Annotated in this window: 18 protein-coding genes and 1 other annotated feature; of the genes, 2 read left to right on the top strand and 16 right to left on the bottom strand. The window is 37.2% G+C overall.

Annotated features, from left to right (window positions below; translation table 11 throughout):
• The first annotated feature begins 12 nt into the window (after positions 1–12).
• Positions 13–1080, top strand: a complete 1068-nt coding sequence (locus EL194_RS06220; protein WP_003773202.1) for a nucleotidyltransferase family protein — start codon at positions 13–15, stop codon at positions 1078–1080.
• Here EL194_RS06220 and metK read toward each other — a convergent pair.
• The 7 genes from metK to rdgB form a co-directional block, all read right to left on the bottom strand.
• Positions 1070–2164, bottom strand: a complete 1095-nt coding sequence (metK, locus tag EL194_RS06215; protein WP_003773201.1) for a methionine adenosyltransferase — start codon at positions 2162–2164, stop codon at positions 1070–1072. The two genes, EL194_RS06220 and metK, sit on opposite strands and share 11 nt — an antisense overlap.
• Before the next feature lie 268 nt (positions 2165–2432).
• Positions 2433–3320, bottom strand: a complete 888-nt coding sequence (locus EL194_RS06210; protein WP_013852743.1) for a YitT family protein — start codon at positions 3318–3320, stop codon at positions 2433–2435.
• A gap of 158 nt (positions 3321–3478) precedes the next feature.
• On the bottom strand, positions 3479–3913 hold the full coding sequence (locus EL194_RS06205; protein WP_003773199.1) for a Rid family detoxifying hydrolase: 435 nt from the start codon (positions 3911–3913) through the stop codon (positions 3479–3481).
• Between the two features lie 12 nt (positions 3914–3925).
• Entirely contained in the window at positions 3926–4066 is a 141-nt protein-coding gene (locus EL194_RS06200; protein WP_003773197.1) for a hypothetical protein, read from the bottom strand.
• Positions 4067–4151: 85 nt separating this feature from the next.
• Positions 4152–4664 carry a tRNA (cytidine(34)-2'-O)-methyltransferase gene (locus tag EL194_RS06195; RefSeq protein ID WP_003773194.1) on the bottom strand — a complete coding sequence of 171 codons (513 nt, stop codon included), beginning with the start codon at positions 4662–4664 and terminating at the stop codon, positions 4152–4154.
• Complete coding sequence (locus EL194_RS06190; protein ID WP_003773193.1) at positions 4615–5334, bottom strand: TIGR01906 family membrane protein; 720 nt, start codon at positions 5332–5334, stop codon at positions 4615–4617. Before EL194_RS06190 ends, EL194_RS06195 begins: the two co-directional genes overlap by 50 nt.
• 2 nt (positions 5335–5336) lie before the next feature.
• Entirely contained in the window at positions 5337–5915 is a 579-nt protein-coding gene (gene rdgB, locus EL194_RS06185; RefSeq protein WP_003773191.1) for an RdgB/HAM1 family non-canonical purine NTP pyrophosphatase, read from the bottom strand.
• Between the two features lie 51 nt (positions 5916–5966).
• Between rdgB and EL194_RS06180 the strand changes: the two genes are divergently transcribed.
• Positions 5967–6806: a choline kinase family protein gene (locus tag EL194_RS06180; protein WP_003773189.1), complete on the top strand. Its 840-nt coding sequence runs from the start codon at positions 5967–5969 to the stop codon at positions 6804–6806.
• Positions 6807–6843: 37 nt separating this feature from the next.
• On the opposite strand, the gene EL194_RS06175 is transcribed toward EL194_RS06180, so the two are convergent.
• The 9 genes from EL194_RS06175 to EL194_RS06135 all read right to left on the bottom strand — a co-directional run bounded on the left by EL194_RS06175 (position 6844) and on the right by EL194_RS06135 (position 16468).
• Complete coding sequence (locus EL194_RS06175) at positions 6844–7287, bottom strand: MarR family winged helix-turn-helix transcriptional regulator (protein ID WP_003773186.1); 444 nt, start codon at positions 7285–7287, stop codon at positions 6844–6846.
• A 6-nt stretch (positions 7288–7293) separates the two neighbouring features.
• Complete coding sequence (gene rplT / locus EL194_RS06170; RefSeq protein ID WP_003773184.1) at positions 7294–7653, bottom strand: 50S ribosomal protein L20; 360 nt, start codon at positions 7651–7653, stop codon at positions 7294–7296.
• A gap of 16 nt (positions 7654–7669) precedes the next feature.
• On the bottom strand, positions 7670–7864 hold the full coding sequence (gene rpmI / locus EL194_RS06165) for a 50S ribosomal protein L35 (protein ID WP_003773183.1): 195 nt from the start codon (positions 7862–7864) through the stop codon (positions 7670–7672).
• A gap of 21 nt (positions 7865–7885) precedes the next feature.
• Positions 7886–8476 carry a translation initiation factor IF-3 gene (infC, locus tag EL194_RS06160; RefSeq protein WP_003773181.1) on the bottom strand — a complete coding sequence of 197 codons (591 nt, stop codon included), beginning with the start codon at positions 8474–8476 and terminating at the stop codon, positions 7886–7888.
• A 291-nt stretch (positions 8477–8767) separates the two neighbouring features.
• Positions 8768–10519, bottom strand: a complete 1752-nt coding sequence (gene aspS / locus EL194_RS06155) for an aspartate--tRNA ligase (RefSeq protein WP_003773179.1) — start codon at positions 10517–10519, stop codon at positions 8768–8770.
• Entirely contained in the window at positions 10519–11799 is a 1281-nt protein-coding gene (gene hisS, locus EL194_RS06150) for a histidine--tRNA ligase (protein ID WP_003773177.1), read from the bottom strand. The genes aspS and hisS overlap by 1 nt, the downstream gene beginning before the upstream one ends.
• 33 nt (positions 11800–11832) lie before the next feature.
• Positions 11833–12017 (bottom strand) — a binding site (T-box leader).
• Between the two features lie 33 nt (positions 12018–12050).
• Positions 12051–14249 carry a RelA/SpoT family protein gene (locus EL194_RS06145; protein ID WP_003773175.1) on the bottom strand — a complete coding sequence of 733 codons (2199 nt, stop codon included), beginning with the start codon at positions 14247–14249 and terminating at the stop codon, positions 12051–12053.
• A gap of 44 nt (positions 14250–14293) precedes the next feature.
• Complete coding sequence (locus EL194_RS06140) at positions 14294–14806, bottom strand: adenine phosphoribosyltransferase (RefSeq protein WP_003773173.1); 513 nt, start codon at positions 14804–14806, stop codon at positions 14294–14296.
• 30 nt (positions 14807–14836) lie between these two features.
• Positions 14837–16468 carry an Ig-like domain-containing protein gene (locus EL194_RS06135; protein WP_034886495.1) on the bottom strand — a complete coding sequence of 544 codons (1632 nt, stop codon included), beginning with the start codon at positions 16466–16468 and terminating at the stop codon, positions 14837–14839.
• Between the last annotated feature and the right edge of the window lie 15 nt (positions 16469–16483).

Genomic DNA, 16483 nt, shown 5'->3' with positions numbered 1-16483 from the left:
TAAAATACAAATATGAAAAACAAACTCACCGCAACTGGGATTATTGTTGAATATAATCCTTTACATAATGGTCATTGTTACCATATTAAAAAGACCCGTGAAATCACGCGATGTGATGTTTTAATAGCGGTCATGTCACCAAATTTTGTACAACGCGGTGAACCGGCTTATCTGGATAAATGGGTTCGTACAGAAGCGGCTCTTGAATCAGGTGTGGATTTAGTTTTAGAACTTCCAACTATTTATACTTTACAAAGTGCTGATGTCTTCGCATTTAAGGCAGTCGAAATCTTAAATCATGTGGGTATTCAGTCCCTTGTATTTGGTTCAGAATCAAATGTTCTTCCCGTCAAACCACAGTTTGATAAAGGCTTACTGAAACAAGGGCATTCCTTTGCCCATGCTTCAAATACGTCCAACCATCAGTCAAATGATATTTTAGGTGTCTACTACGTCCAAGCATGCCAAACATACGGGATAACGCCATTAACCATTCTCCGCACGAATAACTACCACGATCAAAGCATTAGTACCAGCATCGCTAGTGCCTCCGCAATTCGTAAAGCACATCAAGAAGGCATCTCTGTTAGCCATACAACGCCTTTAGACCTTAATACACTTACAAACTATCAACTCAAGGAGTATGAACCCTTTATTCACTATTTGCTCTCCGTTCAACCCTCTAAAACACTGAGTCAAAATTCATTAGTTTCAGAAGGGATTCAAAATCTATTCATCAAACATCGACATCTTCCTCTTGATGTTTTAATTGAAACGTGTACCTCTAAACGCTATACACGATCACGGGTACAACGCACCTTAATGAACTTACTTTTAAATTTTACGAAAGATCTTGAACAACCCCTAGAACACGTTCGAGTCTTGGGCATGAACACCAAAGGAAAAGCTTACTTACGACAACTGTCCGATGATGAAATTCCCTATACAACGCAATTTAAGCATTACCAGTTTAAAGAACTGGAATTACGCGCAACTGAAGTTTACACCTTACCCAAAGATGAGACGATAAAAAAAAGACTTCTTAAACAAGAAGTCTCCGAACTTATTATTAAAACTTAAGCGGTTTAATAACTTCCCATGGGAAGCCATCACGACCGAAATGACCGAAATTTGCGGTATTACGATAGATTGGACGTAATAAATCAAGTTCCAAAATAATATTGCCGACTTTAAAATCAAAGTTGGCTTTTATTATGTCTAAAATCTCTGATTCAGGACGTTTATGCGTTCCGAATGTATCAATATGAATCGAAAGGGGATCCGATAAACCAATTGCATAACTCAATTGCAATTCAATTTTATCGCAAAGCCCTGCAGCCACAACACTTTTTGCGACATAACGTGAGAAGTAAGCTGCTGAGCGGTCCACTTTAGATGGATCTTTCGAACTAAAGCATCCACCACCGATACGACCAAATCCACCATAGCTATCCACTACAATCTTACGACCTGTTGTACCACTATCACTAAAAGGACCTGCAATACTAAACTCACCACTTGGATTCACAATAAAACGTGTTTCTTCAGTAATCCATTTTGAATCAATTACAGGTTTAATAATCGACTCCATAACCGTTTTCTCAATGGTAGCGTGATCAATTCCTGCTTTATGTGATGCACTCACTAAAACCGTATGCACAAACTTAGGCTCATTGCCTTCATATGCAACTGTAACCTGTGTTTTCCCATCGGGATAAAGCCAATCAATTTCTGATTTCGCATCACTTAATCGTTTTGATAAGGCATGCGCTAAATGAATTGGAAGGGGCATATAATTTTCAGTTTCATTACATGCAAACCCAAACATAATCCCTTGATCGCCTGCTCCCACATTTTCTTGAGAAACAACAGCGTTATTGATTTGGGATGATTGTTTATTAACCTTAACCATGACTTCATAATCTTCAGGATAACCAATATCCGCAATGACATCTTTCGCAACCTGTGCATAATCAATCACTGCTTTTGTATTTGCCTCCCCGTAGATTAAAACAAAATTATCTTTAATGGTCGCTTCAACTGCCATCTTAGAATTAGGATCTTGTTTTAATGCTTGATCTAAAATTGCATCCGCAATTTGATCACACATTTTATCCGGATGACCATCCGTAACACTCTCTGACGTAAAAAATACTAAATTCATACTAGCCTCTTTTCTAACGACATAAAAAAAAGTCCTAGCAACAACACTAAGGCTCAGAAATACATCTATAGCTTCTTATCGTTGTTAGCTGTACCACCTTGCTCTAGCAGGTTGGTATGAGGTTAATGAGCTAACTCTCTACCTCAACTCTTGATAATCGTGCCTACATCTTAAACTAATTGTACTGAAAAAGCAACAGATTGACTGGAATTTTCAATAAAGAAATTAAGCGTAATGAAAAATATAAAAAAAGAATAAGCATGAATGCTTATTCCAGTGGTTTTTGACGATAATTACCTTCAATACGCTCTACAGAAGAAATTTCAATAAATGCTTTCGGATCTGTATGCGTAATCGCATCAATAATGCATGCAAGTTCAAATTGGTTCACAACAATATACAAAACTGCTTTATATTTTTGTTTAAACATTCCAATACCATCAATCTTCGTAATACCATGACGTGTCACAGCCATAACAGCATCTGAAACTTCCGTTGGTAGATCTGTAATAATATGTAAACTCGATAACTTATAACGATCATGATAGTGATCAATGACTTGCGTTGAAACAAATTGGTAAATAATTGAATACAATGCAAGCATCCAACCATAAACAAAGCCAGAATAAATTAATAGGGTAATATTGAAATACATAATCTTATCCCACATCGGTTTATTCTTAACCATAGAGTAATAAATTGCGACAAAATCAGTACCGCCTGCTGAACCCCCTACCTTTAAAGCAAATGAAGATCCGACACCGTTCATCACCCCTCCAAAAATTGCAAGGAGAATCAACTGATCATTAGGATCAACATTGGGTAAGACGGTAACCACGGGGAGTATTTCCACAAATAACGATACCAAACCAACGTGTAAAAAGGACAATGCAAGGAAACGACGACCGAGTTTTTTCCAAACAAATATCAACACGATAGCATTAATCAGGAAGAACACAATTCCATAAGACAATTCAATTCCAAATAATCGACTGCTCTCTTTCAGTAATAAGATTGTTAATCCACCAGCTCCAGCAGGAATCAAATTCCCTGGACGAACAAACGTTTTAATTGCTAATGCCGAAAATAACGCACCAACAACAATTCCAACTATATGTTTGGGTTTAATTAACCTTAAATTTTCCATATTTATCATAACTGTACTTTAAGTACATCCCTTCTTAACTCTAAATTGATAATAACACATATTTGAAAAAACCCAATCAATCACTCCTTATTTTTGTAAATCTATGATAAAAACTATGTGAAGAAGCGCACAACTTCAATTTAAAAATAAAAAAAAGAGGTTGCTGTCTAATCACAACAACATCCCTCACACGCTTCATCTTCTTCTTCAAATTCCATATCTTCACGCGCAATCGCAACACAATCAATTGAAATCTTCGCATTCTTCGGTAAACGCGATACTTCAATACAACTACGAGCTGGGTAAGGATATGAAAAATAGATGGCATACATCTGGTTCATCTTATCAAAATCTTCAAAATCGGTAAGATATACAGTTGTTTTCACAACATCACTCAAACTTAGACCGCTGGCTTCCAAAATATGTTCCATATTTTCGATTGTTTGAATTGTCTGCTTCACAATGTCTTCCGCAACAAGATTTGATGTCGCATCAATCGGCAATTGCCCTGAAACATAAACCGTATTATCGATAAGTAATCCCATTGAATAAGGACCCACGGACTTCGGACCCGTTTCGGGACGGATTTGTTTTCGAACCATCTTACATGCCTCCTACAATAAATCGCGATAATACTCGTCGATTTCTTCATCTTTCTTAAAGCGTTTGTTTAATTTGAAGTAACCCACAATCGCACCAACGACGATAATAAGAAGGCTTCCTAAACTTAAGAACCCATTTAAATCTTCAATCATCTCTGTCACCTCGTTTCTTATATTATAGTTTAATGGTTTTTTGAATTCAACGAATCCGCACCACCGTATTCATGTCCTTGAGACACTAAAAATCTTTTAGGAAATCTTTCCCTTTAAGAACTTCATGTGTGGCTAATTCTGGATATCCAATTTGACGCAGAACCTCAAAGACACAAATTGCGACCGTGTTTGAAAGATTCATACTTCGAGCATTTGGAGCCATAGGAATTCGGAAACAATGATCGTAGTTTTCTTTAAGTATTGATTTAGGAATACCCGTACTTTCCTTACCAAACACAAGGTAGATATCCGTTTCAACTATCGCTGAATAATCAAAATCACTGTGGGTATATTCACCATAGCGAGTCAGATAAAACACAGGCCCCTTAACCGTCTTTAGAAAACTCTCCCAATCAAGATGACGTGTAAGATTCAAATCATCAGAATAATCCATCACACTACGTTTAACACGCTTCTCATCCAAAATAAACCCTAACGGTTCAATTAAATGAAGTGCAGCACCACTTGCTACACAAGTTCTCATAATATTACCGGTATTCTGAGGAATCTCCGGTTCGTAAAGCACGACGTGAATCATATTTAACCTTCCAATCTAAGCCAAAATAGGCAGCACCCATAAGGGCAAATATCACTGCGGTAGCAGCAAAAATACGATAAACAAGCCCTATAAAGAAGGGTTCTGGAACCAATAAAATTAAACGGTCCACCCTTGGATTTAAAAGCCATAAATCATTACTAAATACAATATTGTGGAATGTAATCCAAAATGTATCAAAATCTAAAATTGCGATCATACTAACCGTTCCAAAAACAACAGCCAACACAATAAGCGCGGATCCTAAAACATCACGATTTAAAACCAAATCAAGATAATCGCCCGAACCCAAGCTCACCACAATCATCATCGCAACAAAAATCATGCCTAAATTGCGAAACAACATCGCTTTTTGATAGAGTGCTTTCACATCTTTCATATGCTCTTGTTCACGCTCATTAAACATCGGAACCGTTTCACCCTGAATAACTACAGTTTTCGATAAAGCAGGCGCACGATCTTTCAAATAATTTAAAAGTTCTACCGTTACATCTTCCAATTCCGTCTCAGTAATACCAATTTCTTGGGCAGTATTCGCACGTGTATAGAAATTATGATAAGTACTTCTATTAAATGATAAGATATCAATCGCCGTAATCATCATACACACTACAAAAACCACAACAGCGAGGCCATAAAATTTCCGTTTCATCTTTACCCCCTTAAATAATTCAAGAGGCCTTGAACCGCTCGACCACGATGTGATATTTTATTTTTCGCATCATGTGACATTGTGCCAAAGGATTGATTTGACCCTTCTGGATAGAATATTGGATCATAACCAAATCCCGTTCCACCTTCTTGAATGGGTCCGATCACACCTTCAACAACACCCTCAAAGACTTCATCACACTTTGGACCATAAAGCGAAATGGCACAATGGAAGCGTGCACTACGGTTCTCAACCCCATCTAAACGTCTTAATATTTCATTATTTTTTAATTCATAAGATGTATCTTCACCCATGAAACGCGCTGATTTCACGCCAAGAATATCGGGTAACGCATCAATGACTAAACCCGAATCATCTGAAATAACTGTTAATCCTGTTTTTTCAGATAAATATTTTGATTTAAGGCGTGCATTCCCGCGAAATGTTTCCTGATCTTCAATTACAGCGTCCATTGAAATGCCATAATCTTTTGCACTCAGTACTGAATAGCCTAAAGGTTCCAAAAGTTCTCGAAACTCCCGGATTTTTCCTTCGTTATGGCTTGCAATTAATAGTTCCATAGTATACCTCCAAGTCTTATGAAATTATAACACTTATGCTATAATTACACTATGAAAATTCAAAAAACGATTCGAGACATTTTAAATGAAGCTGCACTTCATATCAAACACATCGATACCGGACTTACCAATGATAACTACTACGTAAAGACGGAGCATTATGATGTGGTTTTAAGAATGCCAAAACCAGAAAACCTTGGATTGTTTGATTATGAACATGAAGGCCATGTGCTCAATCTGTTGAATGATTCCAATCTTGAACCACATCTTTGGTATTTTGATCCCACTACAGGGATAAAATGTGCCAACTATGTCGCAGATGCGAGCACCTTTTCGATTGAATATCTGAATCGGGCTGCAAAACTCATGCGTTCATTTCATAATTTGAAACTCAATTCAGGAAAAGTATTTAGTATTAAGGAACATTTTGAAATGTACCGAAATCGAATCAACAATCCTTGTTACGATCTGAATTTTGTGATGGAAATTATGAACGAAGCCGATGCTTACTCGCATGACAACCCAATTTTATGTCACAATGATTTAGTACCCGGTAATTTTTTGTTTACAGACAAACATGATTATCTCATTGATTTTGAATACGCCATGGATAACGACCCCTGTTCTGATGTCATGTCTTTCATCACTGAAAATGATATCACAGACATCAATCTACGAAATCAGTTCTACCACGCGTACTTCGGCTCCTTACCTGACCCAACACTCCAACATAAGCTTGATGTCTTTGAAATGGCTCACAACGCCTTATGGTGTGCGTGGGGCCTGATGATGCTTGAATCACATCAACAAGACATATACCAAGAAATCGCAGATTTGAAATATCTAAGACTGTGTGAGGCTTATCGTAAAGAAACACCCACCAAACAATAATTGGTGGGTGTTTTTATAAAAAAAGATCCCGAAGGATCTAATTAATTTCATATAATTCTTTGAAGAATTCATTAATTTCCGCAATGGAATCAATGAGTTCTTCTTTATCTTGTAGATGAAGTAGCAGTCGTTCTGACATAGCTTCATGAAATTGATTATGAATTTCCATAACCGCCTCACCTTTATCCGTTAAACGGAGTCGATAAACACGTCGGTCATTCTCATCTTGTTCACGAAGAACATAGCCCTTTTGACTTAATCGATTGATCGTTGTTGTCAAAGTGCCTTGCGTTATTCGAAGAGCCTCCGCAACATCCCGCATCATTTTCGATTTGCTTTTTTGAATGCTTTCAAGTGCATGAATTTCCGTCATAGATAATCGAACACCATGAACACGATGATATCGTTCTTCTAATATTAAAATTTGATTAAAAATATCAACCAATAATTCATTAATTACTTTACCAGCATCATCTCTCATGATTTATTATTTTTCTAAAGCTTTTTGAGCTTTTCCTACTAAAGTTGTAAATCCTTTAGGATCATGGATAGCAATTTCTGATAACATTTTACGGTTAATTTCGATGTTTGCTAAACGTAGACCATGCATTAATTGGCTGTAGCTCATGTCATTTAGACGAGCAGCAGCGTTAATACGTGTGATCCAAAGCTTACGCATTTCGCGTTTTAATTGTTTACGGTCACGGTAAGCATAACGTTGTGAACGCATAACTTGTTCATTAGCTGTACGGTAAAGTACATGTTTTGAACCATAGTAACCTTTCGCTAATTTTAATGTTCTTTTACGGCGTGCACGTGACGCTACTGAATTTGTTGATCTTGGCATACTAATTCATCCTTCCTTAATCTTGTAACAAATGCTTGATGCGTTTGTAATCGCTCTTAGAAACTAATGTAGCTTTACGTAATTGGCGATTTTGTTTATTTGTCTTATGTCTAGCAAAGTGAGAAACATAAGCTTGTTGTCTTTTTAATTGTCCTGATCCTGTACGTTTAACACGTTTTGCTAAAGTACGTTTTGTTTTCATTTTAGGCATAACTGGCCCTCCTCTTATAAACTATTTCTTTTTATTTGGAGATATTACTACAGACATTGTATTTCCTTCGAGTTTAGGACGTTTTTCAACAGACCCTAAATCTGAGCATTCCTCGATGAAACTATCCATTGTCTTTCGTCCAACCTCTAAACGAGTGATAAGACGTCCTCTAAATCTCATGTCAACTTTAACTTTGATTCCTTCTTCTAACCATTTACGAGCATGACGTAACTTTGTATCAAAGTCATGTTGATCAATAACTGGTGATAATCGAAGAGGTTTAATTTGGGTAACATGTTGATGTTTCTTCGCTTCTTTCGCTTTCTTTTGTAATTCAAAACGATAGCGACCGTAATCCACGATTTTACATACTGGTGGGTTTCCGTTAGGCGCAACACAAAGCAAATCAAGATTGTGCTCAAAAGCTTTTTCTAAAGCCTCGCGACGCATAAGGATTCCAAGTTGTTCACCTTTAGGTCCAATAACAAGAACTTCTTTAAAACGAATTGCTTCGTTCACTAAATCCTCTGGTCCTTTAGGCTTTTCATTTCCATATCTTCTACTAATAAAATTCACCTCCTTGTGGTGTAAACAATAAAAAATGTGTCTCATTATAGGAAACACACTCAAAGGTATAAATAAATAGTGACCTAAGCTTATTACCTATGAATGAATCATCAGGTGAGAAGTGTGCTTCTGCTTTCTTATTGCTTGGTAAGTATATCACGGTCATATCAACATGTCAATGAAATACTCAATAACAGCTCCGGAAACAAAGTCCACAAAGCGTGAATTATTAGCCAACATATTATACATTTATTTTCCCATTCTGCCTATACTTATTTTAAATATAATTCTTCAAATTATAAATACACAAAAAAAGCACCCGAAGGTGCTTTTAAATTATTCTGAGTCTTTTTTCTTATGGACGATTTCTAGATGCAATTCTTCAAGTTGTTTATCAACAGCCGGTGAAGGTGCATTGGTTAATGGGCAACGTGCTGATGCATTTTTAGGAAATGCAATAACATCACGAATTGTATCGGAATGTGTTAAAGCCATTGCAAATCGATCCAATCCAAATGCAATACCGCCATGGGGTGGTGTACCGTATTTAAAGGCATCCACAAAGAAACCAAAACGTTTTTTAATTTGTTCCGGTGTAAAACCAATAATTTCAAACATTTGTTGTTGTAATTCTTGACGGTAAATACGCATTGAACCACCAGCAATTTCAAATCCATTTAATACAAGGTCATAAGCTTGCGCAATGACTTTGAGTGGATCTGTATTCAGAAGTGCCTCATCCTCTTCACGCGGTGCTGTAAACGGGTGATGACGCGCAATAATAACATCTTCATCCATTTCAAACATTGGGAAATCCACGACCCAGCAATAAGCAAAGGTGTTTTCAGGAATGAGATTGTAATCTTTCGCAAGTTGAAGGCGTAATGCACCAACTGCAGTACATGTGTTTTCCCACATACCACTACCAATAAACACAACATCACCGACTTCTAATTCATATTCTTGAATCATTTGAAGGCGTTCTTGTTCATCGATAAATTTAGCTGCACCACCGGCGAAACCATCTTCTTCAACTTTCAAGACTACCAAGCCTTTTAATCCATTTTTCTTTACAAGATCAGTATATTTGTCCATAACTTTACGAGTCATTGATTCTGCTTGTCCTTTAAGTACAAGACCTTTCAAGACACCACCCTCTTTAAGGGTATCACTGAACACTTTAAATTCGCTAAGCATAAAGATACGGTTAAAATCTTGTAAGTACATTTCAAAACGCATATCTGGTTTATCAGAACCATAAACATTCAATGCATCTTCGAAACGAATTTGAGGAATGCGTGGTTTTTCAAGACTTAAGACATTGACCATAACATTATCGACAACTTCTTCCACGAGACTCATGAATTGTTGTTGATCCAAAAAGGATGCTTCAATATCAACTTGAGTAAAGTCTAACTGACGGTCAGCACGTAAATCTTCATCACGGAAACAACGAGCAACTTGATAGTAACGCTCAAGACCACCAATCATAAGTAATTGTTTGAAGATTTGTGGTGATTGTGCAAGCGCATAAAACTCACCTTCATGAACACGGGATGGGACAAGGTATTCACGAGCCCCTTCAGGTGTTGATTTTGTAAGCATTGGTGTTTCGACATCAATAAATCCCATCTCATCAAGAGTACGACGCATCTCTGTAACAATTCGTGCACGGGTAATCAGTTTATTTTGCATTACCGGACGACGTAAATCAAGATAACGATACTTGAGACGTGTTTCTTCCAATGCATCCGTTTCATCCGCAATAATCATCGGTGTTTGTGCTGCTTTATTGATAATCTTAACTTCAGTTACTTCGATTTCAATATCGCCAGTATCCATTTTAGGGTTTTTATCCTGACGTTCACGAACGGTACCACTTACCGAAATAACAAATTCATTTTTTAATTCTTGAACAATTGGATATTCATCATGATTCACAACTAACTGAACCAAACCGCTTCGGTCTCTTAAATCAATAAAATTAATTGAACCAAAGTTACGACGCTTCGCAACCCAACCAACCAGTTCCACATGTTCTCCAACATGCTCAATTCTTAACATTCCATTATGATGTGTTCTTTCCATTATTTAGCTCCAATCCACATTCTAACCTGTTCCACGACATCGTCGTGTGCCACACGACATTGTTCTTGTGTTTCAATATTTTTTAAAGTTACGACATTTTCCGCAACTTCATCACTACCACAAATCATCGCAATCTTCGCATTAAAGCGATCAACTTGCTTAAATTGTGCTTTCATGGATTTGTTGTAGTAATCCATATCCGCATCATAACCTGCTTCACGCAAGGTTTCGATCATTTTAAACATTGAGCCATTTGCTTCATGTCCTAAAGGCATTCCAAATACATCAATACGATCTTCGGTATCAAATTCGACACCCGCTAAATCTGCATAGAGTAGAAGGCGTTCAAGACCCATCGCAAATCCAATTGCATCTACTGAAGGCCCCCCAAAATATTCTACAAGCTTACTGTATCGTCCACCTGCGAAAATTGTTGACTGAGATGCCGCTTTAGGATCTGTAGAAATAAGTTCATAGACTGTGTGGTGGTAATAATCCAAACCACGTACCAATCGTGAATCAATTTCATAAGCAATCCCTTGTTCATCAAGCGTTCGTTTTAATTCTTCAAAGTATTCTCGTGAAGCATCGTTTAAATAGTCATGATTAATTGGAGCGGTTTTCATCGCTTCATGTTCTTGATCTACTTTACAATCCAACATTCGTAAAGGGTTTTGTTCATAACGACGTTGACAATCCGCACACATCGTATCGAGATGACCTGCAAAATGATCACGTAAGGCTTTTTTATAAGCATCCTGAGATTCTTGATCACCCAATGTATTGACTACTAATTTAAATTGTGTGATTCCAACTTCTTTTAAAATATTGATACCGACAAGCATTGATTCAATATCGATATATGGGTTTGCTTCTCCAAGAAATTCAACACCAAATTGGTGGAATATACGCAAACGTCCAGCTTGAGGTCTTTCATAGCGGAAGTTTGGTGCAATGTAGAAGTAACGTTGCAAAGCGCCTCCTGTTGCGTAAAGTTTATGTTCTACAAAACTACGAACTAAACCTGCAGTTCCCTCCGGTTTAAGGGTCAGTGATCGATTTCCGCGATCTTCAAACGTATACATTTCTTTATTGACGACATCACTACCATCATTTCCACGCGCAAATACATGTGTATGTTCAAAAACTGGTGTACGCATTTCAGTGATATGATATCGATCACACATCTCCCGAGCGATGCGCTCAATGTGTTGCCATTTTTTAGCCTCTGCTCCAAAAACATCTTGTGTACCGCGAGGTGCGCGATAATTTTCTGACATAATTCTACCTCCTCTAGTATATAAAAAGGTGCTACCAAGGACGCAAATCGCGTGGTACCACCTTTGTTTTTTACTTAATCTCTTAACGCGAGTCACGACAATTTCTACTGATTCAAAATTGTATCTCCCATGTGTCCCATTCCTTTATTGATATGCTTTTCACCAACCAGCATTTCTCTACAATCAAACCAGAATTTAATCATGATCATTGAATATGATATTACTTTAACACAATCACACATTAGATGCAATTACAATGTGATGCGATCAACACGAATAACACTATCAACTTTTCGTAAATTCGCAATCAATGTTTTTAAATGATCTGCATCACGAACAACTGCACGCATGGTCGTCGTAGCATGAATTCGATCTTCGTTGATTTCTGAATTGACAGCATTCAGTCGCACTTTGAGTTGTGAAGCAATCGTGATGATATCGGTAAGTAAGAAATTACGATCTGTGGAAAGAATTTGAAGCACGGCTTCATACTCCCCTTGCTCGTGATTTTCTTCCCATTGAACTTCAATCAAACGTGCGGTTTCATGTGCAATGTTTGGACAGTCCTTTCGATGGACCTTAACACCACTACCTTTAGTAACATAACCTACAATTTCATCGCCATAAACAGGATTACAACAATTACTCAAGCCAATCATCATCGAATCAATTCCCGATACACTCACACCCGACTTACTGGTTGACTTACTTTGTTGGGTCGCACTACGGGCCACAACTTTTTCAACCTTACTGTTTTCGTCATTAAAGTTTTTATTAAGATCTAATCTTTCAAAAAGAGCGGGAAATGACAAGGATTTTGACGCAATCGCATACATTAAATCATCAAATGAATTCACCGAAAATTGACTGTAAACATGTTCAAAGCGTTTGGACGCTTTTAATTCTTTCTCATCAATACCACGACGTTTACACTCATCCTTAAACATCGTTTCGCCTTTATCGACAATTTCTTTACGATTATCCATCTGTTGTTTCAGAAGGAAATTACGAATTTTGTTGCGTGCATGGGTTGTTTGGACTACTTTAAGCCAGTCTTCACTTGGAGTCGATTGTTTTGATGTCTTCACTTGAACAACATCTCCAGTTTTAAGCGGAGTATTCAAAGGTACTAATGTACCATTAACGATAGCACCAACCGTTTGATGACCGACTTCAGTATGAACTCGATACGCAAAATCAATCGGGGTCGCACCATTAGGAAGACCAATAACGCGTCCTTTCGGAGTCATAACATAAACATTTGCTTCAAAAATATCTTTTTGAAGAACATTCATATAATCCTGAGCATTTTCATCGACGCCCTCGGTAAGAATGTTGATATCTCTAAACCATGAGAGTCGGTCTTCAATTTCTTTTTGATTTGCTTCTTGATTGGTATTGCCTTCTTTATATCGCCAATGCGCTGCGACCCCACGCTCTGCGATTTCATCCATTTGTTTCGTTCGAATTTGAACTTCAAAAATAGCACCTTCGTCACCAACGATTGTGGTGTGAAGGGATTGGTACATATTCATCTTCGGCATTGCAATATAGTCTTTTAAACGTCCAGGAATGGGACGGTAGTTCGCATGAATATGACCTAAAATTTCATAACAATTTAACTCGGTCTCCGTAATAATACGAATCGCAAGCAAATCTAAAATTTCATCAAATCGCTTATGCTTTGTCGTCATTTTTTTATAGATAGAGTAAAGGTGCTTGGAACGACCAAAAATATTAAAACGAATATTATTTTCAAGTAATAACTCTGCAATATCTTCAATCATACGTGTAACTTGAGCATCACGCTCAGCTTTACGATCATCCACAAGACGGGCAATTTCATAATATTTATCACGGTGAAGGTAACTAAAACTTAAATCTTCAAGTTCATTTTTAATTTCCCCAAGACCCAATCGATGGGCAATCGGTGCATAGACATCCAATGTCTCTGCCGCAATCTTTTTTTGCTTCTCGGGGTTATGGTATTGAAGTGTTCGCATATTATGAAGACGGTCTACCAGTTTAATAAAAATAACCCGAACATCTTTTGCCATCGCAATAAAGATTTTACGATGATTGGCAGCAAGATACTCTTTTTCATCTTTAAATTCAATATTACCAATTTTTGTAACACTTTCCACAAGTGTTGCGATTTCTTGATTAAACTCTTCCGCAAGTTCTTCTTTACTTACATCACAGTCCTCAATAACATCATGCAAAAGCCCTGCAGAAATTGTGGTTGGAGACATGCCTAAATTTGAGAGAATATAGCCCACGTGTAAAATATGAACAATATACGGTTCACCACTTTTACGATATTGACCTGAATGCTTCGCTTCCGCAAACTCGTATGCATGCGTAATTAATTCAATGTTTTCAGGTGATGTAATATATTTTGACGTCTCTTCGAGTATCATATCAAAACTTATATCTTGAAATTGTCTCATCGGCTACCTCCAAATTTGAGAAAAGAACGAAGGGATCTTCGTTCTTAGTATTGCATAATTGTAAAGACTTCATAGCCCTCAAGTTTATCGCGGCCATTTAAATCTTCAAGTTCGATTAGGAATCCACATCCTACAACTTCAGCACCTAATTCTTCAATGAGTGCTACTGAAGCTTCAACGGTTCCACCTGTTGCAAGTAGGTCATCAATAATGAGAACCTTTTGACCCGGTTTAACACCGTCTTTATGGATATGAAGCTCATTGGATCCATATTCGAGATCGTATTTGTAACTTACCGTTTCACGTGGTAGTTTACCTGGTTTACGAACAGGAACAAAGCCAATATTCATTGCATATGCTACGGGACATCCAAAAATAAATCCTCGGGATTCAGGTCCCACAATAACATCTGCACCCACCTTACGGGCAAATCCTTCAAAAAGTCGAGTTGCTTCCGCAAACGCTTCGCCATCTGCCATTAAAGGGGTAATATCTCGAAACTTGATGCCTTCTTTAGGGAAATCATCAATTGTTGCAATATAGTTTTTTAAATCCATAACATCCTCCAAAGTACAATCATTATTATATCATAGTTTTTTCTTTTTCTTGTACTTATTAAAATAGAAAAAACCACTTCCTCCAACAATCGTGAGTACGATGATTAATAAAGAGATGATGATAAAATGGTCATCTGTTTTCGCAAGTTTATTAAACGTAATCACGTAATCATTATTGGTAACTAAAAATTTAAGTCGGTCTTCATTAGATACCGATACTTCTTGATTGGTAAACTCTAAGTCACTTTCATTGGTTCGCTCATAAATAAAATGCATTTGAGAAAACGTTGACTCAATTAATTTCGCAGATAATTCTACAGTTGTACCTTCACCAAATTGTGCTTGATTCGCAAATACCAATTCAAATGCACGTCCTGATAATTGTTCATATAGGGGTGAACGCTCCGTAATCTGCATGATTTTGAATCGTAAATCCACATCATGAGGATAAGCACCTTGGAAATTATAAATAATTAACGGAACATTGCGCTTATCTACTAAGTGAATGGATAAGGTTTTATCCGTTAATGCACTCATTACCGTTTCAGGAACAATAAACGATTCCAAATTCGTCATATCTTTTTCTAATAATACATCATCAAGAACAAGAATCACTTCTGAATGATCACGCGCTTCAATAAACTTGGTTAAGATTTTATCCGGTAAAGTTAAGGCATATTTTTGATTATCAGCTTTACTTAAATTATCCGTAACAAGAACAAGGCGATCGCCTTCTTCTTTATCAACTTTTAATTTGATAATATCAGCACCCGATTCTGTTTGCTTTGACTTTACCGTTACTTCTAACTCAGCCTGGTGTTCACCGATTGTTGCTGTAACTTTTGTTTTACCGATTTTTTTCGCTACAAGACGATCTTCCACAACTTCAACGATGCCATTGTCTTCCGAAACATAACTTGCATTACGTGAAGTAGTGGTATCGTAAGGCACAAAAATAAGATCCGGTATTGAGACTTCATCTTCTAAAACAATCGTTAGATTGGACGGATTAAACTCGATATCACGTAAGGGAATTGTGACTGTAACTTTTACACTTGATGTAATCGTTCCAATACGCGCTGTAATGGTTGTCGTACCCGCTGACTTTGCCGTAACTTTTCCATTCACAACATCCGCCACCGCCGTATTATCGGATGACCAAATGATACTCTTATCTTTCATAGCATCATTACTTAAGGTATATTCCAGTTCATATTCAAAACCACGGTTAATATACACGTCTTCATTTTTAAAATTAATGGTTCCATCAAGAACACTAACCTTAACACTGATTTCCTTTGTGTAGATTTCTTCCCCATCTACCGCCACAATTGTAATGATGGATGATCCTTTTGTGATTGCAGTAATCAAACCTTTTTCGGATACACTTACGATATCCGGATTTTCACTTTTGAATGATACCGTCGCTTGTTTACTTAAACCTTCCAAGGTGTAATCAATTTGCATGCTTGAATTTTCATACAACTCATATTTAGCCTGTTTAATTTTTATAGGATCTTTCGCAACTTCCGCATCATCTTGCGTCACCGCAACACGACGTGATGTAGGAGGAATCTTATCCGCAATGGGTTGCTTATTTATTTGTGGATTTTGCCCAATACCACTAAGAAGTAATACTGTAGCTAAAAATGTTTTAAACATAACATGCCTCCTATT

Source organism: Erysipelothrix rhusiopathiae (assembly GCF_900637845.1).
GTDB classification, from domain to species: Bacteria; Bacillota_I; Bacilli_A; order Erysipelotrichales; family Erysipelotrichaceae; genus Erysipelothrix; species Erysipelothrix rhusiopathiae.
The sequence above is the reverse complement of the archived record's forward strand: the minus strand, read 5'-3'. Positions and strand labels throughout refer to the sequence as shown.